Origin of the sequence: Kitasatospora sp. NPDC087315, assembly GCF_044744345.1 — a bacterium.
GTDB lineage: Bacteria > Actinomycetota > Actinomycetes > Streptomycetales > Streptomycetaceae > Kitasatospora.
Genome location: NZ_JBIUYD010000004.1, coordinates 358,233 through 380,423, shown reverse-complemented (window position 1 = coordinate 380,423; position 22,191 = coordinate 358,233). Strand labels below are relative to the sequence as shown.

The following is a 22,191-nucleotide window of genomic DNA, read 5'->3' as shown; positions in this document are numbered from 1 at the left end:
GGCTCCCAGTAGACGACTGGGTTGATAGGCCGGATATGGAAGCCCTGTGAGGGGTGGAGTTGACCGGTACTAATAGGCCGAGGGCTTGTCCTCAGTTGCTCGCGTCCACTGTGTTGTTCTGAAACAACGACCCCATGCCTGTTCCGGTGTGGTCGGTTGACAGTTTCATAGTGTTTCGGTGGTCATAGCGTGAGGGAAACGCCCGGTTACATTCCGAACCCGGAAGCTAAGCCTCACAGCGCCGATGGTACTGCAGGGGGGACCCTGTGGGAGAGTAGGACGCCGCCGAACAATTATTCCAGAGAACCCCCACCCGATTCCGGGTGGGGGTTCTCTGCGTTTACCCCTTGACGTATGGTCAGAGCCATGGACGATCAGGACGCTCGGCAGGAACGGCTCTACAGCGGAAGCGGAACGTCGGCGGCCGGCGAGGGTGTGGTCGTCGCGTACGAGGTGCTGCGACCGGACCGGCGCGACGGCGCGCTCGGCGTCCTGGCGGATGCGCAGTCGGCGGACGGCCGGGCGGCGGTGTCCGAGCAGGGGCGGCTGCGGTTGCGCTCCTCGGAGACGGCTCGGCCGGGGGTGGTCCACCTCGTCCAGCACGCGAGCGGTCCGGACGCCGGCGGCCAGGCCGTCGTCGGATACGGGCAGCTGGAGGTTCCGCAGGGGCAGGGCTCGGACGCCAATCCGTCGGCCGAGCTGGTGGTGGCTCCGGCTGCCCGGGGGAACGGCTTCGGCCGTCACCTGGTGGACGCTGTGCTCGCCGAGGCCCATGGCGCCGGCCGTGACTTCGTCGACTTCTGGGTGCACGGCGGCCATCCGGCGGCCCGCCATCTCGCCGAGCGCTACGGTGCCGAGCTGGTCCGCGAGCTGCGGCAGATGCGCCGGACCGGTCCGCAGACCGAGGCCGTGCCGCTCCCGGACGGCATCGAGCTCCGTACGTTCCGGCCCGGCGAGGACGACGCCGAGTGGCTGCGGCTGAACGCGCTGGCCTTCGCCCACCACCCGGAGCAGGGCGCCTGGACCGGGCAGGACCTCGCCGACCGGCTGGCCGAGCCGTGGTTCGACCCGGCGGGCTTCTTCCTCGCCACCCGGGACGGCAGGGCGGTGGGTTTCCACTGGACCAAGGTGCACCCGGCGACCGCCACCGAGCCGGCCCTCGGCGAGGTGTACGTGGTCGGGGTGGACCCGGCGGAGCAGGGCAGTGGTCTCGGCCGGGCGCTGACCGCGGCCGGTCTGCGTCATCTGACCGGCGGCGGCCCGGCCGAGCGGGGGCTGGAAACCGTACTGCTGTACGTCGACGCGGACAATCCGGCCGCTGTGCGGGTATATGAACGACTGGGGTTCACCGTTCACGAGGTGGACCTGATGTACCGCGCCCAGTACCGCGAGGACAGGACGGCATAGCGGAGGGATGGGCCCGGGGCAACGGTTCGGCACCGTCGGACCGGCCCCGACCGATTCAGCTTTCCTCCTGGCCATGCGGTGTTTACCGTGGATTCAATTGCTGCCGCGAAGATCACAGGATGAAGTCCGTGGTGTCTCGCTCGTGCAGCGTCGGCCGACATCCGCTGGCCGGTCCTGTACGGACCGCGCCGGGCGGGTGGGCGTTGGCGCTGGGCGAGGACGACGGCCCGCAGAGCAACTCGCGTCCGGACGCCGTCCTGCTGGAGGAGCTGGAGCCCATGAGCATCCCCCGCCCTGTCTCTGCACCGCTGCCCCCGCCGGCCCGGATGTCCAGCGCGCTCGCGATACCGCCGGAGCTGCCGGCCGCGGACGAGCAGGACTTCGACGAACTGCCGCAGGGCCGCTTCCTGGACCGCGAGCGCAGTTGGCTGGCCTTCAACGAGCGCGTCCTGGAGCTGGCCGAGGACCCGGAGATCCCGCTGCTGGAGCGGGCCAAGTTCCTCGCGATATTCGCGAGCAACCTGGACGAGTTCTTCATGGTCCGGGTGGCCGGCCTGAAGCGCCGGATCGCCACCGGCGTCGCCCAGCGCAGCGCGTCCGGCCTTCAGCCGCGCGAGGTGCTGGACCTGATCTGGACCCGCTCCCGTGAGCTGATGGCGCGGCACGCCGCCGCCTTCCAGCAGGAGGTCCTGCCGGACCTCGCCGCCGAGGGCATCGAGCTGGTCCGCTGGGCCGAGCTGGCGGAGAAGGAGCAGGCCCGCCTGCACACCCTCTTCCGGCAGAAGATCTTCCCCGTGCTCACCCCGCTGGCGGTGGACCCGGCGCACCCCTTCCCGTACATATCGGGGCTCTCGCTCAACCTCGCGGTCGTCGTGCGCAACCCGGTCTCCGGGCACAAGCACTTCGCCCGGGTGAAGGTGCCGCAGTCCCTCGCCCGCTTCCTGGAGGCCTCCCCGCAGCGGTACGTCCCGCTGGAGGACGTCATGGGGGCGCACCTGGAGGAGCTCTTCCCCGGCATGGAGGTGCTCGCGCACCACGCCTTCCGGGTGACCCGCAACGAGGACCTCGAGGTCGAGGAGGACGACACCGAGAACATCCTCAAGGCCCTGGAGAAGGAGCTGATGCGGCGGCGCTTCGGCCCGCCGGTGCGGCTGGAGGTCGAGGAGTCGATCGACCCCTACATCCTGGACCTGCTGGTGCGGGAGCTGAACATCACCGAGGCCGAGGTCTTCCCGCTGCCCGGCCCGCTCGACCTGACCGGCCTGTTCGGCATCGCCGACCTGGACCGGCCCGAGCTGAAGTACCCGAAGTTCGTGGCGGGCACCGCCCGTGGCCTGACCGACGTGGAGTCGGCCTCCCAGCCGGACATCTTCGCCGCGATGCGCGAGCGGGACGTGCTGCTGCACCACCCGTACGACAGCTTCTCCACCTCGGTGCAGGCGTTCCTGGAGCAGGCGGCCGGCGACCCGGACGTCCTGGCGATCAAGCAGACGCTGTACCGGACCTCCGGTGACTCGCCGATCGTGGACGCGCTGATCGACGCGGCGGAGTCCGGCAAGCAGGTCCTCGTGCTGGTCGAGATCAAGGCGCGCTTCGACGAGCAGGCCAACATCAAGTGGGCCCGCAAGCTGGAGGAGGCCGGCTGCCACGTCGTCTACGGCCTGGTCGGGCTGAAGACGCACTGCAAGCTGTCGCTGGTGGTCCGCCAGGAGGGCGACACCCTGCGCCGCTACTCGCACGTGGGCACCGGCAACTACCACCCGAAGACGGCCCGGCTGTACGAGGACATCGGGCTGCTGACCTCGGACCCGCAGGTCGGCGCGGACCTCTCGGACCTCTTCAACCGGCTCTCCGGCTACTCGCGCCGCGAGTCGTACCGGCGGCTGCTGACGGCGCCGCGCGGCCTGCGCGACGGGCTGGTCGCGCGGATCCACAACGAGATCGCCCACCACCGGGACGGCCGCCCGGCGTACGTGAAGCTCAAGGTCAACTCGATCGTCGACGAGGCCGTGATCGACGCGCTGTACCGGGCCTCGCAGGCCGGAGTGCCGGTGGACGTCTGGGTGCGGGGGATCTGCGCGATCCGCCCGGGGGTGCCGGGGCTGAGCGAGAACATCCGGGTGCGCAGCATCCTGGGCCGCTTCCTGGAGCACTCGCGGATCTTCGTGTTCGGCAACAGCGGCGATCCGGAGGTGTGGATCGGCAGCGCCGACATGATGCACCGCAATCTGGACCGCCGGATCGAGGCCCTGCTGCGGATCACCGATCCGGCGCACCGGGCCGAGCTGTCCGGGCTGATCGACCTCGGGGTGTCGGACGAGACGGAGTCCTGGCACCTCGGGCCGGACGGCACCTGGACCAGACGCTCCCAGGCCGCCGACGGGAAGCCGCTGCGGCACGTCCAGGACCTGCTGATCGACTCCCGCCAGCGCCGCCGGGCCGCTGCCGCCCGCTGACCGCGGGTCCCCGCCCACGACCCGACGACGCGATGACCCACTGACGCGACGACCCACTGACGCGAGCCGCTGAGCGGTCGGGACCCGCCGCAGCGGTCGGCCACCAGCCCCGGGGGACGGCCCCGGGGGAACGGGGATCTACCTAGTCATGACCGATGCGCCGATGACGGCCCAGGCGGCCTCCACCGCGACCGCCGGGGACATCCTCTCCAGCCATCTCACCGCCCAGGCCGGCGCGTTCCTGCGCGCGCTGCCGCTCGCGGTGGGCGAGGTCGGCGCCAGACCGGGGGCGGTCGCCGTCCCGTCCGCCGGTACGGCCGACCTGCTGCGGGCGGTGCGGCGGATCGGGGGGCTGCTGCACACCTTCGGCGGGAGCTTCGAGCAGGCCTGGGCGCACGAGTCGCGCACCGAGCTGCGCTGGCTGCTCAATCTGCTGGCGCTGGAACCGGGGTACGTCCGCCGCTCGGCCCGGCTGCTGGGCGCGCTGGACTCACTGAACGGGACGGAGCCGGACGGGCCCGGGATGCTCGCCGGACACGCCGGGGCGCCGAAGGCCCGGGCGCTGCTGGACCGACAGCTGACCCTGGCCCGGACCAGGGCGCACTCGACGGTGCTGCAGGAGCTGCGGTCGGCCCGGCTGCACGCGCTGGCGGACCGGATGACGCTGCTGGTCGGCGAGGCCCCGCTGCTGGAGTCGGCGGGCGGCCGGGCGGGGACGGTGCTGCTGCCGCAGGCCGCGGCCGCGTTCACGGCGCTGACGGCCGGCGCCCAGCAGCTGCCGCTGCGGCGGGCCGCGAGGCCGTACGGCGGGGACGGACTGCGCCGGCTCGGCACGGTGCAGCCCGCGCTCCCCGGCGCAGGGCCGGAAGCGCCGGCGGTCAGGGGCGCGGTCGACGCGGACGCGGCGCTGGCGGCGGACGACGCGCCGTGGCTCCGGGTGCGGATCCTGGTGAAACGGGCCCGGTACGCGCTGGAGGTGTGCGGTCGGCCGTCCGTCGAGCTGGACGAGCTGGACGAGGTGCTCGGCCGGCACCAGGAGGCGGCGGACGCGGCGGTCACCGTGGCCACCGCGGCGCGGACACCGCGGATCACCCCGGCGACCGCCTATGTGCTCGGCGTGGTGCATGCTGATCAGCGACTGGAGGTGGAGGCGGCGCGGTACGCCTTCGGCCGCCGGTGGCCCGAGCTCCCACCCGGCCCGGACGGCTGGCTGGAGATCCCCCCTGCCGAGGGCTGGGGGCAGACCCCCGCACCACGGATGGCCTGAATTGCGCAACCGCCTGAGCACCGAGCAGGCCGACGGCCCCGGCACGGGCGGAACCCGTACGAGCGCCCCCGCCGGGCGCGGCCCGGGCGCGAACGGGTCCGGTGCCGCGCGGGGGAGGGTCGTCCTGGCGGCGGGCGCGGTGCTGTGGCTGCCGGGCCGGCCGAAGAAGAGCGGCCGGCTCGGGCGGCCGCGGATCGCGGTGATCCACCGGCCCAAGTACGACGACTGGAGCCTGCCGAAGGGGAAGCTCGACCCCGGTGAGGGGGTGGTCGAGGCGGCGCTGCGCGAGGTGCGGGAGGAGACCGGGTTCGACTGCCTGCTGGGGCCGGAGCTGCCGGCCCAGCACTATCTGGCGCAGGGCCGGCCCAAGGAGGTCCGGTACTGGGCGGCGGTACCGTCCGCCGGGGCGTTCCGCCCGAACCGCGAGGTGGACCGGCTGGAGTGGCTGCCGGCGGGCAAGGCACGTACCCGGCTGACCTACGAGCGCGACCGGTTGCTGGTCGACGCGCTGTTGGAGATCCTGACGGAGAAGCCGGTGCGGGCGGCCGACCCGGGCGCGGTGAAGGAACGGTGGAAGTGATCTCTCCGCGCCCTTGCCGTGACGCAACCGTTACTACCTGACGTAGTTTCCTGTCATCCGTTCGAGGTTCACTCCCCGTTCACTTCTGACCGGCTGTCGTGTCACCTACCCGGCCTAACTTCGGGTTTACCGGAGGGCCGAACGGGCCCCGGACCACAGCAAAACCCGCGCTCCCCCGTCCTCGGACGGCCCGCGCGACGGGCAATGCCACAGAAAGGGACACCCCAGTGAAGCTCCAGCGGAACGGCCGCTCCAAGGCCCTCGCCATCGGTGCCATGGCGCTCGTCAGCTCGCTGTCGCTCGCCGCCTGCGGCTCGGACAACAACAACGACACCAAGGCGTCCGGTGGCTCCAGCGGCGCCTCGTCGGCTGCGGCGATCAACTGTGGCAAGCCGGGTGCGCTGCTCGCCTCGGGCTCCACCGCCCAGGGCAACGCGATGGACGTCTGGAAGACCAACTTCGGCGCCGCCTGCTCCGGCACCACCATCAACTACGGCGGCGGCGGCTCGGGCACGGGTGTCCAGCAGTTCACCCAGGGCAAGGTCCAGTTCGCCGGTTCGGACTCGGCCCTGAAGCCGGCCGAGGTCGACGCCACCAAGGCGGTCTGCACCGGTGGCCAGGGCATCGACCTGCCGCTGGTCGGTGGCCTGATCTCGCTCGTCTACAACATCGATGGCGTCGACAACCTGGTCCTGGACGGCCCGACCGCCGCCAAGATCTTCGACTCGCAGATCACCAAGTGGAACGACCCGGCGATCGTCGCCCTGAACCCGGGCGCCAAGCTGCCGGACGCCGACATCCAGGCCTTCCACCGCGCGGACGACTCCGGCACCACGGAGAACCTGACCAAGTACTTCGCCAAGACCTCCGGTGGCGCCTGGTCGTACCCGCCCGCCAAGGCCTGGGCGGGCAAGGGCGGCCAGTCGGCCAAGGAGTCCGCCGGTGTCTCGGCGCAGGTGAAGCAGGTCAAGAACTCGATCAGCTACGCCGAGCTCTCCTACGCGCAGACCAACAACCTGAAGAGCGCCTCCATCGCCACCGGCGCCTCCAAGCCGGTCGAGGCCACCGCCGCCAACGCCGCCAACACCTTCGCCAAGGCGAAGGTCGCCGGAACCGGCAGCGACCTGGCGCTGACCCTCGACTACGCGACCAAGGACGAGGGCTCGTACCCGCTGGTCCTGGTCACCTACGAGATCGTCTGCGACAAGGGCAACAAGGCCGACACCCTCGACACCGTCAAGGCCTTCCTGACCTACGCCGCCAGCGACGCGGGCCAGAAGGCCATCGGCGACACGGGCTACGTGCCGCTCCCCAAGGAGCTGACGGACAAGGTCAACGCCGTCATCCCGACGCTGGCCTGATCCAGTAGGACCTCCCGGTGGGGCGGCCCCGTGAACGAGGGGGGCCGGGGCCGCCCACCGGGAAGCACTGACGAAGAAGCACGTCCGGGGCACCGCCGCCAGGGTGCCGCCCCCTCGGGGCAGCACCACCAGACCGGAGTAGACCAATGACTTCATCCTCCCCTGCCGCCCCGCGAGGCAGGGAACGCCGCAAGCGTGACAGCCGGGTCGGCGACAAGATCTTCATGAACGCCGCTCGTGGGTCGGGCATCCTGCTGCTGGTCATCATGGCCGCCATCGCGGGCTTCCTGGCCTGGCGCTCGGGCATCGCCCTGAGCAAGAACGAGGGCAACTTCCTCACCACCTTCGAGTGGACGCCGGACGCCCCGAAGCCCGTCTTCGGCATCGCCGTCCTCGCGTTCGGCACCATCGTCAGCGCGGTCATCGCCATGGCGATCGCCGTCCCGGTGGCCATCGGGATCGCGCTGTTCATCTCGCACTACGCGCCGCGCCGGATCGCCCAGCCGTTCGCCTACCTGGTGGACCTGCTCGCCGCCGTCCCCAGCATCGTGTACGGCCTCTGGGGCACGCTGTTCCTGGTGCCGCACCTGGACGGGCTGACCAGCTGGCTGAACGACTACCTCGGCTGGACGTACATCTTCGACCAGTCCAGGGCCGGCACCACCCCGCGCAACCTGTTCACCGTCGGCATCCTGCTGGCCATCATGATTCTTCCGATCATCACTGCGGTCAGCCGCGAGGTCTTCCGGCAGGTGCCGCGGATGCACGAGGAGGCGGCGCTCGCGCTCGGCGCGACCCGCTGGGAGATGATCCGCACCGCGGTGCTGCCGTTCGGCCGCCCCGGCATCATCTCGGCCTCGATGCTCGGCCTCGGCCGCGCGCTCGGCGAGACCATCGCGGTGGCGATCGTGCTCTCGTCCAACAGCGTGCTGTCGCTGCACCTGCTCGACCCGGGCGGCGGCACCTTCGCCCAGAACATCGCGCTGAAGTTCAACGAGGCCGGCGATACCGGCCGCGACGCGCTGATGGCCTCCGGCCTTGTCCTGTTCGTCATCACCCTGCTGGTGAACGGTGCCGCGCGGCTGATCGTCGCCCGCCGCAAGGAGTACTCGGGGGCCAACGCATGAGTGCCGCGACCACGTCTGTCCCGGCGGACACCCGGCCGGTCAGCCGGCCGCTGACCGCCAACCGGCTGCCCAAGTGGACCCCGGCCGCCGTCGCCGGCGGCTCCATCGCGCTCGGCTGCGCGATCGGCGCGCTCGGCGGCCTGGCCAGCCACCTGCAGTGGGGCCTGATCTCGGCCACGCTGTTCCTGCTGATCAGCTACGGGCTCTCGGCCCGGATCGAGGGCCGCCGCCAGGCCAAGGACCGGTTCGCCACCTCGGTGATCTGGGTCGCCTTCATCCTGGCTGTCGTCCCGCTCGTCGCCCTGACCGTCTACACGGTCCAGCAGGGCATCGGCGTGGTGAACGGCAACTTCCTGAGCCACTCGATGAAGGGCGTCCGCTCCGCCGGCGCCGGCGGTGGTATCTACCACGCGCTGATCGGCACGCTGGAGCAGGTCGGCCTGGCCACCGCGATGGCCGCCCCGGTGGGTCTGCTGACCGCCGTCTACCTGGTCGAGTACGGCCGCGGCAGGCTCGCCAAGGTGGTCACCTTCTTCGTCGACGTCATGACGGGCATCCCGTCGATCGTCGCCGGTCTGTTCATCCTCTCGCTCTGGAACCTCGCCCTCGGCTTCAACTACTCGGGCTTCTCGGGCAGCCTCGCGCTGGCGATCCTGATGATGCCGGTCGTGGTCCGCTCCACCGAGGAGATGCTCAAGCTCGTCCCGAACGAGCTGCGCGAGGCCTCGTACGCGCTCGGCGTGCCGAAGTGGAAGACCATCCTGCGGATCGTCCTCCCCACCGCGATCGGCGGCATCACCACCGGCGTGATGCTCTCGGTCGCCCGCATCACGGGCGAGACCGCCCCGGTGATGATGCTGGTCTTCGGCGCCGACTACATCAACAGCAACCCGTTCGACGGACCGCAGCAGTCCCTGCCGATGTACATCTGGCAGCAGTACTCGATGGTCAACAACGACTTCGGCTACGCCCGCGCCTGGGGCGCCGCGCTGGTGCTGATCGCCTTCGTGATGGGGCTCAACCTCATCGCCCGGGGCATCGCACGCTGGCGCTCGCCCAAGGGCGGACACTGAGCGACCGACTGACGTACGAAGACAGACGAGAGAAGCAACGATCATGGCCAAGCGCATCGACGTCAGCGGACTGTCCGCCTACTACGGCACCACCAAGGCCATCGAGGACATCTCGATGAGCATCGAGCCCCGCTCGGTGACGGCCTTCATCGGCCCCTCCGGCTGCGGCAAGTCGACCTTCCTGCGCACCCTCAACCGGATGCACGAGGTGATCCCCGGCGCCCGCGTCGAGGGCAAGGTGCTCCTGGACGACGAGAACCTGTACGGCGCCAGCGTCGACCCGGTAGCCGTCCGCCGTTCGGTCGGGATGGTCTTCCAGCGCCCGAACCCGTTCCCGACCATGTCGATCTACGACAACGTGGTCGCCGGGCTGAAGCTCGCGGGTGTGCGCAAGAAGTCCACCCTGGACGGCGTGGTGGAGAAGTCCCTCAAGGGTGCCAACCTGTGGAACGAGGTCAAGGACCGGCTGAACAAGCCGGGCGCCGGCCTCTCCGGCGGCCAGCAGCAGCGCCTCTGCATCGCCCGCGCCATCGCGGTCGAGCCGCAGGTCCTGCTGATGGACGAGCCCTGCTCCGCGCTCGACCCGATCTCCACCCTCGCCATCGAGGACCTGATCGGCGAGCTGAAGTCGGAGTTCACCATCGTCATCGTGACCCACAACATGCAGCAGGCGGCCCGCGTCAGCGACCGCACCGCCTTCTTCAACCTGGCCGGCGTCGGCCAGCCGGGCAAGCTGGTCGAGCTGGACGACACCCAGCGGATCTTCTCCAACCCGTCGGCCCAGGCGACCGAGGACTACATCTCCGGCCGCTTCGGCTAGGAGCAGCGACTGCTTCGCGGTGCTGCATGGCGGTGCCGCCGCGAAGTACGGGACAGGGCCCGCCCCCGAGATGTGGGGGCGGGCCCTGTCGGTTCTGCGGGGCGTCAGCCCCAGAACAGGTGGACGAACCAGTACATCAGCGCCGCGACGACGGCGGCCGCCGGCATCGTGATGAACCAGCCGAGCACGATGTTCTTCGCCACGCCCCAGCGCACCGCGCGGATCCGCTTGGTGGCCCCCGCGCCCATGATCGCCGAGGTGATCACGTGCGTGGTGGAGATCGGCGCCTTGAAGACGAACGAGGTGACGTACATGACGGTCGCGGCGGTGGCCTCGGCCGCGAAGCCCTGCGGCGGGTCCAGCTCGATGATCTTGCGGCCGAGGGTCCGCATGATCCGCCAGCCACCCGCGTAGGTGCCCAGCGAGAGCATGGTGGCGCAGGAGATCTTGACCCAGACCGGGATGCCGTCGGAGTCGTGGTGGCCCGAGATGGTGAGGGCCATCACCACGATGCCCATGGTCTTCTGGGCGTCCTGGAGGCCGTGCGCGAGGGCCATGGCGGCGGCCGACGCGGTCTGGGCGACCCGGAAGTTGCGCTTGGCCTTGTGCGGGTTGGCCCGCCGGAAGATCCAGAGGATCGCCAGCATCACCAGGAAGCCGCCGATCAGGCCGACGATCGGGGAGACGATCATCGGGATGACGATCTTCTCCAGGACGCCGTTCCAGATCACCTCGGTCCCGCCGGCCATCGCCGCGCCCACCATGCCGCCGAACAGCGCGTGCGAGGAGGAGGAGGGGAGACCGAAGTACCAGGTGACGAGGTTCCAGGCGATCGCGCCGACCAGGGCGGCGAACAGGATCGCCATCCCCTGGTTGCCGACCGGGGTCGCGATGATGCCCTGCGAGACGGTGTGCGCCACGCCGCTGCCGAGGAAGGCGCCGGCCAGGTTCATGACGGCGGCCATCGCGAGCGCGGCCCGCGGGGTCAGCGCCCGGGTGGAGACCGACGTGGCGATGGCGTTCGCCGAGTCGTGGAAGCCGTTGGTGTAGGTGAAGAAGAACGCAACGCCGATGACGGCGATGAGTGCTGCCGTGTCCACGAGGGTCAGGACTCCTTGACGGCGATGGTCTCCACCGTGTTGGCGACGTGCTCGAACGCGTCCGCCGCCTCCTCAAGGACGTCCACGACCTGCTTCAGCTTGAGCACCTCGATGGCGTCGTACTGACCGGAGAAGAGGTGGGCGAGCAGCTTGCGGTGGATCTGGTCGGCCTGGTTCTCGAGCCGGTTGACCTCGATCCAGTACTCGGTCAGGTTGGACATGCTGCGCAGGTTCGGCATCGCCTCGGCGGTGAGCTCGGCGGCGCGGGCCAGGACCTCGATCTGCTGCTCGATGCCCTTGGGGAGGGTCTGGATGTCGTACAGCACGACCAGGTCGACGGCCTCCTCCATGAAGTCCATGATGTCGTCCAGCGACGAGGCGAGGCTGTAGATGTCCTCGCGGTCGAAGGGCGTGATGAAGGACGAGTTCAGCTGGTGGAAGACCGCATGGGTGGTGTCGTCCCCGGCGTGTTCGGCGGCGCGCATGCGCTCGACGATCTCCGCACGAGCCGACACGTCTGCTCCCAGCAGTTCCAGCAGAAGCTTTGATCCGACGACGAGGTTCTCCGCTGCGGCGGCGAACATGTCGTAGAAGCTCGTCTCCTTCGGGGTCAGGCTAAAACGCACGGAAATCTCCGATGTGCGGGGTAGGGACTGAACGATGCTAGGTGCAACCAGGCGCAATTGCGCAAACGGGGTGGTGGTGGGGGAGGCGGAACCTCCCCTTCCGTTTGGCTGCCGCACCAGTGGAACCGGCCCGCACAGCCATGTGCGGACGTGAGCCCCCAGTCTGACGGAACCTCGCCCGGATTGCCCCCGTCGTGCGCGCGGAAGAACCGGGGCGCCGCCCGTACGGGGGAACCGTCCGGCCTGCCGCTCCGGGCCCGTCGGGCCCGCCGGAGGAACACCGTGACCGGCCCGGGTGTTGGACACTGGAGGCCGACGCAGCCACCCAGGCACTCAGGAGAAGGCGGGCCGATGACCACGACGCAAGCGCGAACCGAGCCGGACCACGCGCACGGGAGCGAGCCGCCGGCCGACCACACCGCCGAGGCCGCGGCCCCTGCGGCGGCCGGTCACCACGGGCCGCACGGGTACAGCGCGCAGAAGGACGCCCACCTCAAGCGGCTGCGCCGGATCGAGGGCCAGATCCGCGGTCTGCAGCGCATGGTCGACGAGGACGTCTACTGCATCGACGTGCTCACCCAGGTCTCGGCCGGCACCAAGGCGCTGCAGTCCTTCGCGCTCTCGCTGCTGGAGGAGCACCTGCGGCACTGCGTCGCCGCGGCCGCCGAGGAGGGCGGGGCGGAGCTGGACGCCAAGGTGGCGGAGGCCACCGCCGCGATCGCCCGGCTGCTGCGCAGCTGACACCGGGCCGAGCGCCGGTCGCTCCGGCCGTCCCGTTGCGGTCGGCCCTGGCCGTTTTCAGCCGTCTCTAGTCGTCCCGCTCGGCCGGGGGCCCGGCGGCCGAACCGCCGTCGGGCCGGTCGAGCAGCACCTCGTCGATCCGCTCGGTCGGCAGCCGCTCGCCGGCGCTGGCCGTCGCGGCGATCATCAGCTCGCCGGCCAGCTCGATCTCGTCGAGGGCCGCGTCGTCGTGGCCGCCGCTGCGGCCGCCCGTGGACGACACCACCTGCACCACCCCTTCAGCGCCTCGCCAGCCCGGGCGGCAGCCACCCGACATCCAGCCTAGGCACTTCGGAGCCCGTCCACATGGCACGGACGGGCCATCTCGGCGCCGCCGAAACGGGTGGGCGCCAGGCGCCGGACACCCACCCGGTCCGGCGGCGCCCCTCCCCGAGCCCTCCTCGCCCCCGGCCGCTACTTCGGGCTCTCCGTGGGCTTCGTCGCGAAGATGTCCGCGGTGGGCGGCTCGGCCGCCTCCACCGGCTTGCCGAAGTCCGTCAGGGAGGTCGTCGAGGTCACCTTCACCTGGTCCTTCGCCTCCTTGGAACCCGCGACCCCGGCGAAGGTGAACACCTCGACCACCTTGTGCAGCCGGCCCTGGTCGTCCAGCCAGGCGTCGTACGGGACGTCCCGGACGGTGAAGGTCTGGGCCGCCATCCGCAGGCCGTCCCCGCCCCGGCCACCGGTCGCGTCGGCCGCCTTCGACAGGTCGAGAACGCCGCGGTAGTGCTTGAGCGCCACCCCGCCGACCGTCTCGGTACCGACCAGGTCCGCCTTCTGCGCCCCGCGCAGCGCGCCCGCGGCGGAGGCCGGGTCGGTGGCACCGCTGCTGACGAGGTTGCCGTCGGGCAGCTGGCGCACGTCCAGCTTGACCCACTTGCCCTCGGGCACCTTGGCCCCGCTGTTCTGCAGATAGACGGTGCCGGGCAGGACCACCTCGACGATCTTCCCGGTGGTCGCCGCGCCCGGCGGCACCGCCACCTCCAGCCGGCCGATCCGCTTCACGTAGTCGTAGCCGCCGCTGCCGGTGAAGACGGCCTTCTTCTCGGCCGACTCCGTCACCAGCTCGGTGGCGGTGTGCGCGGAACCCGTCCGGCCGGTGATGTCGGCGGCGCTGCGGACGGCCGTCACCGGGTCGCCGGAAAGCTGGTCGGGGGTGCTCGACCGCTGGTCGGACGAGCCGCCGGGGCCGTCCGAGCAGCCGGCCAGCCCGGTCAGGGCGGCGGCGAGCACGGCGGCCCCGGCCGCCGCGCGCAGGTGCGGCAGCGGACGGCGCCGCTGCCGGCCGCTGCGCTGCTGGTCGGTCATCTTCATCCTCGCGACAACCCCCTTGGGCCCGACTGCCCCGCCGACCACCACCAGGTGGGCAGAGCTCTTTCCGGGCAAACGAGTTGAGGCGCGCCGGGTTACGCGAAACCCGGCGCGCCGGAGGCATCGCGCGCCGGGGCCCCCGGGCGTTACCGTGAACCACGTGCACAGTGAGCTGCCGGCTGCCCCCGGCACCACCCGGATGCCCGAGCACCGCGTCGAGATCGACGAGCGCGGTTCCTTCTCCTTCGCGACCTGCGCCTGTGGCTGGTTCTCCCCGGCCCGCCGGTCCCGCGACCTCAGCCGGCGGGAGGCCGCCGACCACCTCACCGAGCACGCCGGGGAGTCCCCGTAGCGGCCGCTAGGCCGCCAGATCGGACTCCGGCGGCTGGACGGTGCCGCGCTCGCCGCCGCGCCGCCGGCCGCGCGGACGCGGGCCGCTCCGGGGCGCCCTGATCAGCGGGGCGACGACGGTCCGGCTCAGCGCGTGGCAGAGCGGGACCAGCACGGCCATCGCGATCGGCGCCAGCAGCAGGACGACCGCGGTGGCGAGCGCGAACCCGCCGATCACGTCGGTGGGGTAGTGGACGCCCATGAACATCCGGCAGAAGCCCTGCAGCAGGGCGAGGCCGCCGGCGATCCAGCCCAGTCGCCGGTTCACCAGGAACAGCGCCACCGCGATGCCCATCGACATCGTCGAGTGGTCGCTGACGAAGGAGTGCGTGCCCGCCTTGCCGTCCACCAGCACGTCCAGGCCGGTGTGATCGACGAAGGGGCGCGGGCGGTTCACGATGGCGGCGATCGGCAGGTTGGCCAGCTCGGCGATGGCGACCGAGAGCGGTGCCCAGAGCAGCCCGGCGACCGCCACCGGGGCGTCCGGACGGCGTCTGGCCTGCAGCCAGCCGACCAGGCCCAGCAGGGCCAGGCCGAGCAGGATGCCGTACTCGCCGATCCACGAGACCAGGTGGTCCAGCCACTCCGGAGAGCGTTTGGCCAGGCCGTTGACGGCGTAGAGCAGACCGAGGTCGGGGTTGGTCGTGTCGGCAAGCGGCGTCGACACGCCGCACCTCCTTCTGGTCCGCTGCACCTGTTCGTTCCGGCCGAGGTCCGCCCGGCCCAGGGGGCTGACGGTGGACCATCGGACACAACGTCATAACCGGGGCGCGGCGTTCCACGGAAACGCGCTGTTATCGAAAATTGACTCAGCGTCCACAGTGCGCTCACACCGTGCGGCCCGGGGGTTCAGCTTTTCACGGCGGGTTGACCCGGACCTGCCGGACCGGGACCTGCGGGGTCGGGGCCGGCCGGCCCCGCGGGTGCGGCCGCGGCGGCCTGGCCGGCCGACGGGTTGGCCAGTGGGCTGCTGGTGCCGCTCGGAGGTGTGGCCGGATCCTGGGTGGCCGCGCCCGGACCGCCCTTGCCGGTGATGGTGCCGTCCGCGTTGCGCACGGGCAGGGCCTCGGCGCCGTCCGAGGTGATCCGGGTGGCGCCGATGTACTCCCTGGTGTCGATCTTGTCGTAGCGGATCACCGCGCCGGTGTGCGGCGCGTTGATCATGTACCCGCCGCCCACGTAGATGCCGACGTGGTGGATGCTGCGCGGGTCGTTCAGATCCGTCGCCCAGAAGACCAGGTCACCCGGGCGCAGTTGGTCGCGCGAGGGGTGCGGCCCGGCGTACCACTGGTCGTTGGCGACCCGGGGGAGCGTGATGCCCACACTGGCGAACGCGGCCCAGGTGAGCCCGGAGCAGTCGAACCGCCCGTTCTGCGACGGCAGGCCCTCGCCGCCCCACAGGTACGGCGTGCCGAGCTTGCCCTGGGCGAAGTAGATCGCGCCGGCCGACTGCTGGACCACCTCCACCGGCGCGGTGGGCGCGGTGAAGCTGCGGGCCAGCGCCTTGATGCTCCGCACGTACCCCTGGGTCTCCCGGTACGGCGGCACGCCGTCGTACTTCTCCACCGCGTACGGGCCCGCGTTGTAGGCGGCCAGCATGTTGTCCTGCCGGTCGCCCGGCACCTTCGCCACGTCACGGGCGAGCGCGCAGTCGTACGTCGCCGCCGAGGCGATCGCGTCCGCGGGGTCCCAGATGTCCTTCTTGCCGTCGCCGTTCGCGTCGGTGCCGTAGATCGCCCAGGTGCTCTCCAGGAACTGCGCCATTCCGTACGCCTTCGCGGGCGATCGGGCGCCCGGGTCGAAACCGCTTTCCTGGTACAGCTGTGCCGCGAGCATCGGCGGGGAGATCTCCGGGCAGAGCGTTCCCCACTGCTGGATCAGCCCCTGGTAGGCGGCCGGCACGGTTCCCGCCGAGAGGTTGGCGCGATTGGCGGACGGTTGCGGTGTCCCACTTGCCGCATACGTCCCGACGGTCACCAGACCGACGAAGCCGAATGCGACAACTCCCGCTGCTGCGGCGGCCATCCCGGCCTTGCGGAGTACCATCAGCACCATCCCGACGAATCGTCAGTCGAAGTGTCCCGGAAGGCGTTGCTCACCGCAATCATCAGAGATACAAAGAGTGAGCGCTATCCTTCGTACGGTGGACATCCTCGCGCACGTGTCCGATGCCTCACGACCAATCCGCGAGAAGCAGCCAAGTCGACGTCAGATCTGGCCAAGAATAGGTACCGACCCTTCGCGCGGACGGGGTCTGGGCCCTTGAATTTGCCTGATCGGGCGGTGAGATGGAAATGAACCTGAGCAGCGTGGACAGTATCGCGATCGGCCACCTGGCCGAAGACCCTCCTAAGAAGCCGAATATCGACACCATCATCGGCGGGATCGCCCCGGACTGGGGCCCGTTCGCGAGCCTCGGGTCGGAGGCCCGGGTGATGGTCGAGGTCGTCATGGCCGTGGCCATCCTGGCCTGCCTCGGCCTCGCCGTCTGGGGCGCGGCCAAGCAGCGGATCGGCGCCACCGCCATGCGTGACAGCTTCGGCGCCGAGCAGGGCAAGGGGCTGATCATCGCCGGGCTGACCGGCGTGTTCATCATTGGATCACTTGGCACTCTGTTCACCATTGTGTACGGCATGGCCATCTGACGATCGGACAGCAGGCGGTGCCCCCGCCTGACGTCCGTCCCGTCAGGACCTTCCGGAGCCCCCGCCGGGGGTCCACCCACCTCACCTCCCTTCCCGCCCGTCCACGGGCGGAGGGGCCCCCGGAGCCGCCCAGGCTCCCCGCACCAGGAGGGCCGCCGTGCCGTTGTCCGACGACCAGCCGCACACCCGTACGCGGCTGCCGGTCGGCGAACAGCCCTCCTCACAGGTGAGCGCTCGTCAACCGAGGCCGTTGCGAACGCTGCTGACCGTCCTGGTGGTCGTTACCCTGCTGGTGGTGGCGATCTCCATCGCCAACCGGGGCAAGGCCGACCCCGGCGCCTCCGGTACCGCCGGCCGCTCCGCCGACGGCGCCACCGCCACCGCCGGCGCGGGTCCCGGCCCCAGCGGCGAGCAGCCGGTCAGCACCACCACCAACGGCATCGCCGGCGGCTTCCCGCACACCGACCAGGGCGCGCAGTCGGCCGCCGTCAACTACGCGGTGGCCATCGGCTCCGCCGACATGTTCCGCGCCGAGAGCCGCCACACCATCGTCGCCACCATCGCCGACCCGGGCGCCGCCGCAGCCCTCCAGGCCCGCCTGGACCAGGGGTTCGGCGGCGATACCGCGACCCGCTACGGCCTCGATGCCCAGGGCCGGGCGCCCAAAGGCCTCACCTTCGTCAGCCGCACCGTCCCGGTGGGAACCAAGTCGGCCGGATACAGCGACAGCGACGCCAAGATCGAGGTCTGGTGCACCGGACTCACCGGACTCGCCGGCGAGCGCTCCGTCCAACCGGTCGTGGAGAACTGGTACACCATCACCCTGACCCTCCACTGGACGGGCGGCGACTGGAAGCTCAGCGACTACGCAAGCCGGCAGGGCCCCGCGCCGATGCCGGGCGACCAGCAGGCCGCCACCGCCGACGAGATCACCGGCGCCGTCCAGCAGTTCGGGGGTTTCCGCTATGCCCGTTGACCACACACCACGTCGTACCGCCGTTGGTGCCGCCCGCCCGATCGTGCGCCGCGTCGGTACCCTGGCGGGTGCCATGGCCGCTGTCCAGGTGGCGGTGTTGCTGGCGGCCCAGAGGGTCTTCGCCGAGCCATCGCCGTCGGCCAGTCCGACCTGCCAGAAGGTCGATCTTCCGATCCCCGGCAGCGATGCGGGGTGCGCTCCGAACGGCGCCGTGGTCATTCCCGGCAGCGGGACCGTCGGGAGTGTGGCCGATCCGCTCGGGTCGTTGGCGAAGGGGTGTGCGCAGGCGGCGGCGTGGGTGGTGCGGAAACTGTCGAGTGCGATCGACGGGACGACGCAGGTGGACTTCACCAATGCGTCGTTCCTGCAGCAGTACGCGGTGGTGTTCGCCGCCTCGACGATCATCACGTTGGTGCTCTGGCTGCTGGCGGTGACGAAGCGGGCGGTGCGTGGGGCGCCGCTGACGACGGCGATCTCGGAGGCGATCGGCTTCCTCTGGCTGACCGTGGTGGCGTCGGCGTTCACGCCGCTGATCCTGTACACGGTGGTGAGCGCGACGGACGGGCTGACCAAGGCCGTCGCGGTGGGGACGAAGTCGGACACCGGGACGTATCTGGGCGGGTTCGCCGACACCCTGGAGAAGGGTGACATGGGCGGTGGGCCGCTGATCCTGATCATCGTGTCGCTGGTGGCCGTGCTGGCCGCGGCGGTGCTCTGGATCGAGCTGCTGATCCGGGCGGCGATGCTGTACGTGGGTGCGCTGCTGGGGACCGCGGTGTACGCCGGGCTGGTGGACAAGCAGCTGTGGAAGCACGTGCGCCGCTGGGCGGGGGTGATGGTGGCGGTGGACCTGGCCAAGCCGATCATCGTCATCATCCTCGGGCTGGCCGGTGCGGTGGCGACCGGTGCCGGGGCGAACGACGACTTCGCGCGGGTGCTGTCGGGTCTGGCGATCCTGTTCCTGTCGATCTTCGCGAGCACCGCCGTCTACCGTTTCGTGCCGGGCTTCGGTGACGAGATCATGAACATGCGCTCGGCCCGGGCGAGCGCGGTCTCGGCCGGCTCGGCGATGATCAACGGCACCGCGAACCTGATGAAGCAGGGCATTAGCACCCACGGCGACCGCGGCCCGCAGGGGGCGGGCGGCGGCGGTGGGGCCGGCGGCGGTTCGGTCGCGCCGGGCATCGCCGCGCACGCCGGCCGCACCCCGGCCCCGCCGCCGCAGGGCGGGCCGCCGGCCTCGGCAGCGATCCGCGACAGCAATCCAGCGAAGGGAGGGTGACGGGTAAGTGAGCAGCGAACCACTCGGCCAGTACGGCGCCCAGTACGCCCAGCCGTACGTGCACCAGCGCCGCACCTACCTGATCGGCAAGGCCCGCCCGAACGCGCCGATCGGCCGGAACCGGGAGTCCGGCGAGATCATCCTGATCATCTTCGGGGCGTTCCTCGGCATGCTCTGGGGCCTGATGATGCCCGTGCTGCCGCTGCGTATCGCGGGTCTGATCGGGCTGCCGCTGCTGGCGATCGCCGCGGTCTACGTGCCGTACCGCCGCCGGACGTTCTACAAGTGGGTGGAGATCAACCGCACCTACCGCCGGACGGTCCGCAGCGGCCGGGCGGTGTGGAAGTCGGACGCGATGGACGCCGGCACCCGGCTGGACGGGCGCGAGGTGGAGGTCGGCCCGCCGCCCGGGGTGGGCCGGCTGCGCTGGCTGGCCGCGCCGTTCGGGCCGGACGAGGTCGGGGTGCTGATGCACCTGGAGCGGCGCACGGTGACGGCGGCGATCGAGATCGAGGGTCCGGGTGTCGGCCTGCGGGACTCGGAGGACCAGGAGGCCCTGGTCGACCGGTTCGGCACGCTGCTGAAGCACGTCGCCAACGGGGACGGCTTCGTGACCAGGCTGCAGATCCTCGCCCGGACGCTGCCCGCCGACCCGGACGCACACGCCAAGGACGTGGAGCGGCGCGGGGACCACGACGCGCCGCGGTGGCTGCAGGACTCGTACGACCAGTTGCAGTCGATGGTCTCGACCTCCTCCGAGCAGCACCGGGCCTACCTGGTGGCCTGCATGCACTACACCCGTGACCTGGCGGCCGAGGCGCACGCCATGGGCCGGACCGCGACCGGACGGCGGGCCCGGGACGACGAGGGGCTGGCCGCGGTGATGGCGCGCGAGCTGACCGACATCTGCGCGCGCCTCGCGGAGGCGGACATCCGGGTGCGTCAGCCGCTCGGCCAGGCCCGGCTCTCCTCGCTGCTGCACTCGATGTACGACCCGGACCACCCGATCGACCACATCCAGGCGATGTCGAAGCGCAACGCCTGGCCGGCCGAGCTGGACGCCACGCACCCGCAGTACCTGCAGGCGAAGACCAGGGAGTCGGCGACCCGGGCCCCGTGGTGCCACGCCACCGCCTGGATCAAGGAGTGGCCGCTGACCCCGGTCGGCGTCAACTTCCTGGCCCCGCTGCTGGTCCACACCCCGGACGTGATCCGGACGGTGGCGGTGACGATGGACCTGGAGCCCACCGACGTGGCCATCGAGCGGATGCTCACCGAGAAGACCAACGACGAGGCGGAGGCCAGCCGCGCGGCCAAGATGAACCGCACGGTCGACCCGCGCGACCTGGCCCACACCGGCCGGGTGGACCAGCGCGGTGACGACCTGGCGTCCGGTGCGGCCGGGGTCAACCTGGTCGGTTACATCACGGTCTCCTCGCGCAGCCCCGAGGCGCTGGCCCGCGACAAGCGGACCATCCGCGCCTCGGCCGGCAAGAGCTACCTCAAGCTGGAGTGGTGCGACCGCGAGCACCACCGGGCCTTCGTCAACACCCTCCCGTTCGCCACCGGCATCCGCCGCTGACCGGCGCACCAATCCACCAGGAGGCCGCCCATGGCGATCGGCAACCTCACCGACGCGTTCACCAGCCTGATGTTCGGCAAGGTGGAGACCACCCGTCTGCCGGTGCGTACGTCCACCGGCCAGGCGCAGGCGGTCTACCTGCCGACCGCCGCACCGGGGCTGGGCGACTCCGGCGTGATCATCGGCCGTGAGGTGTACAGCGGCAAGGGGTATGTGTACGACCCCTTCCAGCTGTACGGCCAGCAGCTGCCGGCCCCGCACTGGCTGGTGCTCGGCGAGTCCGGCAACGGCAAGTCGGCGCTGGAGAAGACGTATGTGCTGCGCCAGCTGAGGTTCCGGGACCGGCAGGTCGTGGTGCTGGACGCGCAGGGCGAGGACGGCGTCGGCGAGTGGAACCTGATCGCCAACGCGCTGGGCATAAAGTCGATCCGGCTCGACCCGATGGCGGCCCGGGACGGTGGGGTGAAGCTCAACCCGCTGGACCCGGCGATCACCACGACCGGCCAGCTGTCGCTGCTGCGCACCATCATCGAGGTGGCGATGGGGCACGGTCTGGACGAGCGGGCCGGCTTCGCGCTGAAGGCCGCGCACGCCCATGTGGTGGCGACGGTGACCGGCCGTCAGCCGGTGCTGAACGACATCATCGACACCCTGCGCAGCCCCGAGCTCTCCTCGGTGGAGTCGCTGGGCGTGGCGGTGAACGAGGTGCAGGCCTGGGGCCTGGACGTGGCGCTGGTGCTGGACCGGCTGGTCGACGGCGACCTGCGCGGCATGTTCGACGGCTCGACCACGGACGGCATCGACCTGGACGCGCCGCTGATCGTCTTCGACCTGTCGCACATCGACCGCAACTCGATCGCGATGCCGATCCTGATGGCGATCGTCGGGGTCTGGCTGGAGCACACCTGGATCAGGCCGGACCGGAAGAAGCGCATCTTCCTGGTCGAGGAGGCCTGGCACATCATCAACAGCCCGTTCGTGGCCCAGCTGTTCCAGCGGCTGCTGAAGTTCGGGCGCCGGCTCGGCCTCTCCTTCGTCGCGGTGGTCCACCACCTCTCGGACGTGGTGGACGGCGCGGCGGCCAAGGAGGCGTCGGCGATCCTGAAGATGGCCTCCACCCGGACGATCTACATGCAGAAGGCCGAGGAGGCGAGAGCCACCGGCCGGGTGCTGGGTCTGCCGCGCTGGGCGGTGGAGATCATCCCGACCCTGTCGCCGGGTATCGCGGTCTGGGATGTCAACGGCAACGTCCAGGTGGTCAAGCACATCATCACCGAGGCCGAACGGCCGCTGGTGTACACCGACCGGGCGATGACCGAGGACGCGGTGGCCGAGCGGGTCCGCGCCGAACGCCAGTTGGCGGCCGAGCCGGGCGTCTGAGCGGGTGCCGGAGAGGGCGGGGAGCCGG

The 22,191-nt window shown here is 70.9% G+C and carries 21 protein-coding genes and 2 rRNA genes; 17 read left to right on the top strand and 6 right to left on the bottom strand.

Annotation, left to right across the window (positions count from 1 at the left end; genetic code table 11):
- The 10 genes from ACIO5D_RS08750 to pstB form a co-directional block, all read left to right on the top strand.
- Nucleotides 1-93 (top strand): 23S ribosomal RNA (locus tag ACIO5D_RS08750); the annotation flags it as partial.
- Between the two features lie 81 nt (nt 94-174).
- Nucleotides 175-291 (top strand): 5S ribosomal RNA (gene rrf, locus ACIO5D_RS08745).
- 75 nt (nt 292-366) lie between these two features.
- Nucleotides 367-1,407: a mycothiol synthase gene (mshD, locus tag ACIO5D_RS08740; protein WP_400794387.1), complete on the top strand. Its 1,041-nt coding sequence runs from the start codon at nt 367-369 to the stop codon at nt 1,405-1,407.
- A 278-nt stretch (nt 1,408-1,685) separates the two neighbouring features.
- The gene (locus tag ACIO5D_RS08735) at nt 1,686-3,863 is read left to right on the top strand and encodes an RNA degradosome polyphosphate kinase (protein WP_400653764.1); all 2,178 of its coding nucleotides are present in this window, start codon (nt 1,686-1,688) and stop codon (nt 3,861-3,863) included.
- A gap of 148 nt (nt 3,864-4,011) precedes the next feature.
- The gene (locus ACIO5D_RS08730; RefSeq protein WP_400794385.1) at nt 4,012-5,130 is read left to right on the top strand and encodes a CHAD domain-containing protein; all 1,119 of its coding nucleotides are present in this window, start codon (nt 4,012-4,014) and stop codon (nt 5,128-5,130) included.
- A gap of 1 nt (nt 5,131) precedes the next feature.
- Nucleotides 5,132-5,710: an NUDIX hydrolase gene (locus tag ACIO5D_RS08725; RefSeq protein ID WP_400794383.1), complete on the top strand. Its 579-nt coding sequence runs from the start codon at nt 5,132-5,134 to the stop codon at nt 5,708-5,710.
- Nucleotides 5,711-5,937: 227 nt separating this feature from the next.
- Nucleotides 5,938-7,071: a phosphate ABC transporter substrate-binding protein PstS gene (gene pstS / locus ACIO5D_RS08720; RefSeq protein WP_363612856.1), complete on the top strand. Its 1,134-nt coding sequence runs from the start codon at nt 5,938-5,940 to the stop codon at nt 7,069-7,071.
- Between the two features lie 146 nt (nt 7,072-7,217).
- Nucleotides 7,218-8,198 (top strand): phosphate ABC transporter permease subunit PstC, encoded by a 981-nt coding sequence (gene pstC, locus ACIO5D_RS08715; RefSeq protein WP_363612858.1) that lies wholly within the window; start codon nt 7,218-7,220, stop codon nt 8,196-8,198.
- Nucleotides 8,195-9,271 (top strand): phosphate ABC transporter permease PstA, encoded by a 1,077-nt coding sequence (gene pstA / locus ACIO5D_RS08710; RefSeq protein ID WP_400794381.1) that lies wholly within the window; start codon nt 8,195-8,197, stop codon nt 9,269-9,271. The genes pstC and pstA overlap by 4 nt, the downstream gene beginning before the upstream one ends.
- 43 nt (nt 9,272-9,314) lie before the next feature.
- Nucleotides 9,315-10,091 carry a phosphate ABC transporter ATP-binding protein PstB gene (pstB, locus tag ACIO5D_RS08705; protein WP_363612862.1) on the top strand — a complete coding sequence of 259 codons (777 nt, stop codon included), beginning with the start codon at nt 9,315-9,317 and terminating at the stop codon, nt 10,089-10,091.
- A 104-nt stretch (nt 10,092-10,195) separates the two neighbouring features.
- Here the strand turns inward: pstB and ACIO5D_RS08700 are convergent, their stop codons facing one another.
- Nucleotides 10,196-11,191, bottom strand: coding sequence for an inorganic phosphate transporter (locus ACIO5D_RS08700; RefSeq protein WP_363612864.1), 996 nt, complete (start codon nt 11,189-11,191; stop codon nt 10,196-10,198).
- Between the two features lie 5 nt (nt 11,192-11,196).
- Nucleotides 11,197-11,817, bottom strand: coding sequence for a DUF47 family protein (locus ACIO5D_RS08695; RefSeq protein WP_363612866.1), 621 nt, complete (start codon nt 11,815-11,817; stop codon nt 11,197-11,199).
- A gap of 351 nt (nt 11,818-12,168) precedes the next feature.
- Here ACIO5D_RS08695 and ACIO5D_RS08690 point away from each other — a divergent pair, with 351 nt between their 5' ends.
- The gene (locus ACIO5D_RS08690; protein WP_363612868.1) at nt 12,169-12,558 is read left to right on the top strand and encodes a metal-sensitive transcriptional regulator; all 390 of its coding nucleotides are present in this window, start codon (nt 12,169-12,171) and stop codon (nt 12,556-12,558) included.
- Nucleotides 12,559-12,625: 67 nt separating this feature from the next.
- On the opposite strand, the gene ACIO5D_RS08685 is transcribed toward ACIO5D_RS08690, so the two are convergent.
- Both ACIO5D_RS08685 and ACIO5D_RS08680 read right to left on the bottom strand, forming a co-directional pair.
- The gene (locus ACIO5D_RS08685; RefSeq protein ID WP_363612870.1) at nt 12,626-12,823 is read right to left on the bottom strand and encodes a hypothetical protein; all 198 of its coding nucleotides are present in this window, start codon (nt 12,821-12,823) and stop codon (nt 12,626-12,628) included.
- 188 nt (nt 12,824-13,011) lie between these two features.
- Nucleotides 13,012-13,905 carry a hypothetical protein gene (locus ACIO5D_RS08680; RefSeq protein ID WP_400794379.1) on the bottom strand — a complete coding sequence of 298 codons (894 nt, stop codon included), beginning with the start codon at nt 13,903-13,905 and terminating at the stop codon, nt 13,012-13,014.
- A 163-nt stretch (nt 13,906-14,068) separates the two neighbouring features.
- On the opposite strand from ACIO5D_RS08680, the gene ACIO5D_RS08675 reads away from it, so the two are divergent.
- Nucleotides 14,069-14,260 carry a hypothetical protein gene (locus tag ACIO5D_RS08675; protein WP_400757244.1) on the top strand — a complete coding sequence of 64 codons (192 nt, stop codon included), beginning with the start codon at nt 14,069-14,071 and terminating at the stop codon, nt 14,258-14,260.
- Between the two features lie 6 nt (nt 14,261-14,266).
- Here ACIO5D_RS08675 and ACIO5D_RS08670 read toward each other — a convergent pair whose 3' ends face one another.
- Both ACIO5D_RS08670 and ACIO5D_RS08665 read right to left on the bottom strand, forming a co-directional pair.
- Nucleotides 14,267-14,965: a phosphatase PAP2 family protein gene (locus tag ACIO5D_RS08670; protein ID WP_400794377.1), complete on the bottom strand. Its 699-nt coding sequence runs from the start codon at nt 14,963-14,965 to the stop codon at nt 14,267-14,269.
- Nucleotides 14,966-15,147: 182 nt separating this feature from the next.
- Nucleotides 15,148-16,323, bottom strand: a complete 1,176-nt coding sequence (locus ACIO5D_RS08665; protein WP_400794395.1) for an NlpC/P60 family protein — start codon at nt 16,321-16,323, stop codon at nt 15,148-15,150.
- 269 nt (nt 16,324-16,592) lie between these two features.
- On the opposite strand from ACIO5D_RS08665, the gene ACIO5D_RS08660 reads away from it, so the two are divergent.
- The 5 genes from ACIO5D_RS08660 to ACIO5D_RS08640 all read left to right on the top strand — a co-directional run bounded on the left by ACIO5D_RS08660 (nt 16,593) and on the right by ACIO5D_RS08640 (nt 22,163).
- Nucleotides 16,593-16,943 carry a hypothetical protein gene (locus tag ACIO5D_RS08660; protein WP_363612876.1) on the top strand — a complete coding sequence of 117 codons (351 nt, stop codon included), beginning with the start codon at nt 16,593-16,595 and terminating at the stop codon, nt 16,941-16,943.
- A 157-nt stretch (nt 16,944-17,100) separates the two neighbouring features.
- On the top strand, nt 17,101-17,919 hold the full coding sequence (locus ACIO5D_RS08655; RefSeq protein WP_400794375.1) for a hypothetical protein: 819 nt from the start codon (nt 17,101-17,103) through the stop codon (nt 17,917-17,919).
- A gap of 73 nt (nt 17,920-17,992) precedes the next feature.
- On the top strand, nt 17,993-19,201 hold the full coding sequence (locus tag ACIO5D_RS08650; RefSeq protein WP_400794373.1) for a hypothetical protein: 1,209 nt from the start codon (nt 17,993-17,995) through the stop codon (nt 19,199-19,201).
- A gap of 7 nt (nt 19,202-19,208) precedes the next feature.
- Nucleotides 19,209-20,783, top strand: coding sequence for an SCO6880 family protein (locus ACIO5D_RS08645; RefSeq protein WP_363612882.1), 1,575 nt, complete (start codon nt 19,209-19,211; stop codon nt 20,781-20,783).
- 30 nt (nt 20,784-20,813) lie between these two features.
- Nucleotides 20,814-22,163 (top strand): ATP-binding protein, encoded by a 1,350-nt coding sequence (locus tag ACIO5D_RS08640; RefSeq protein WP_363612884.1) that lies wholly within the window; start codon nt 20,814-20,816, stop codon nt 22,161-22,163.
- Nucleotides 22,164-22,191 lie beyond the last annotated feature (28 nt).

Bases quoted from the DNA above. Each gene is read 5' to 3' on its own strand.
- pstC (WP_363612858.1), top strand. From the start codon at position 7,218: ATGACTTCATCCTCCCCTGCCGCCCCGCGAGGCAGGGAACGCCGCAAG.
- ACIO5D_RS08730 (WP_400794385.1), top strand. From the start codon at position 4,012: ATGACCGATGCGCCGATGACGGCCCAGGCGGCCTCCACCGCGACCGCC.
- ACIO5D_RS08690 (WP_363612868.1), top strand. From the start codon at position 12,169: ATGACCACGACGCAAGCGCGAACCGAGCCGGACCACGCGCACGGGAGC.
- mshD (WP_400794387.1), top strand. From the start codon at position 367: ATGGACGATCAGGACGCTCGGCAGGAACGGCTCTACAGCGGAAGCGGA.
- ACIO5D_RS08640 (WP_363612884.1), top strand. From the start codon at position 20,814: ATGGCGATCGGCAACCTCACCGACGCGTTCACCAGCCTGATGTTCGGC.
- pstA (WP_400794381.1), top strand. From the start codon at position 8,195: ATGAGTGCCGCGACCACGTCTGTCCCGGCGGACACCCGGCCGGTCAGC.
- ACIO5D_RS08660 (WP_363612876.1), top strand. From the start codon at position 16,593: ATGAACCTGAGCAGCGTGGACAGTATCGCGATCGGCCACCTGGCCGAA.
- ACIO5D_RS08650 (WP_400794373.1), top strand. From the start codon at position 17,993: ATGGCCGCTGTCCAGGTGGCGGTGTTGCTGGCGGCCCAGAGGGTCTTC.
- ACIO5D_RS08665 (WP_400794395.1), bottom strand. From the start codon at position 16,323: ATGGCCGCCGCAGCAGCGGGAGTTGTCGCATTCGGCTTCGTCGGTCTG.
- pstB (WP_363612862.1), top strand. From the start codon at position 9,315: ATGGCCAAGCGCATCGACGTCAGCGGACTGTCCGCCTACTACGGCACC.
- ACIO5D_RS08680 (WP_400794379.1), bottom strand. From the start codon at position 13,905: ATGACCGACCAGCAGCGCAGCGGCCGGCAGCGGCGCCGTCCGCTGCCG.
- ACIO5D_RS08735 (WP_400653764.1), top strand. From the start codon at position 1,686: ATGAGCATCCCCCGCCCTGTCTCTGCACCGCTGCCCCCGCCGGCCCGG.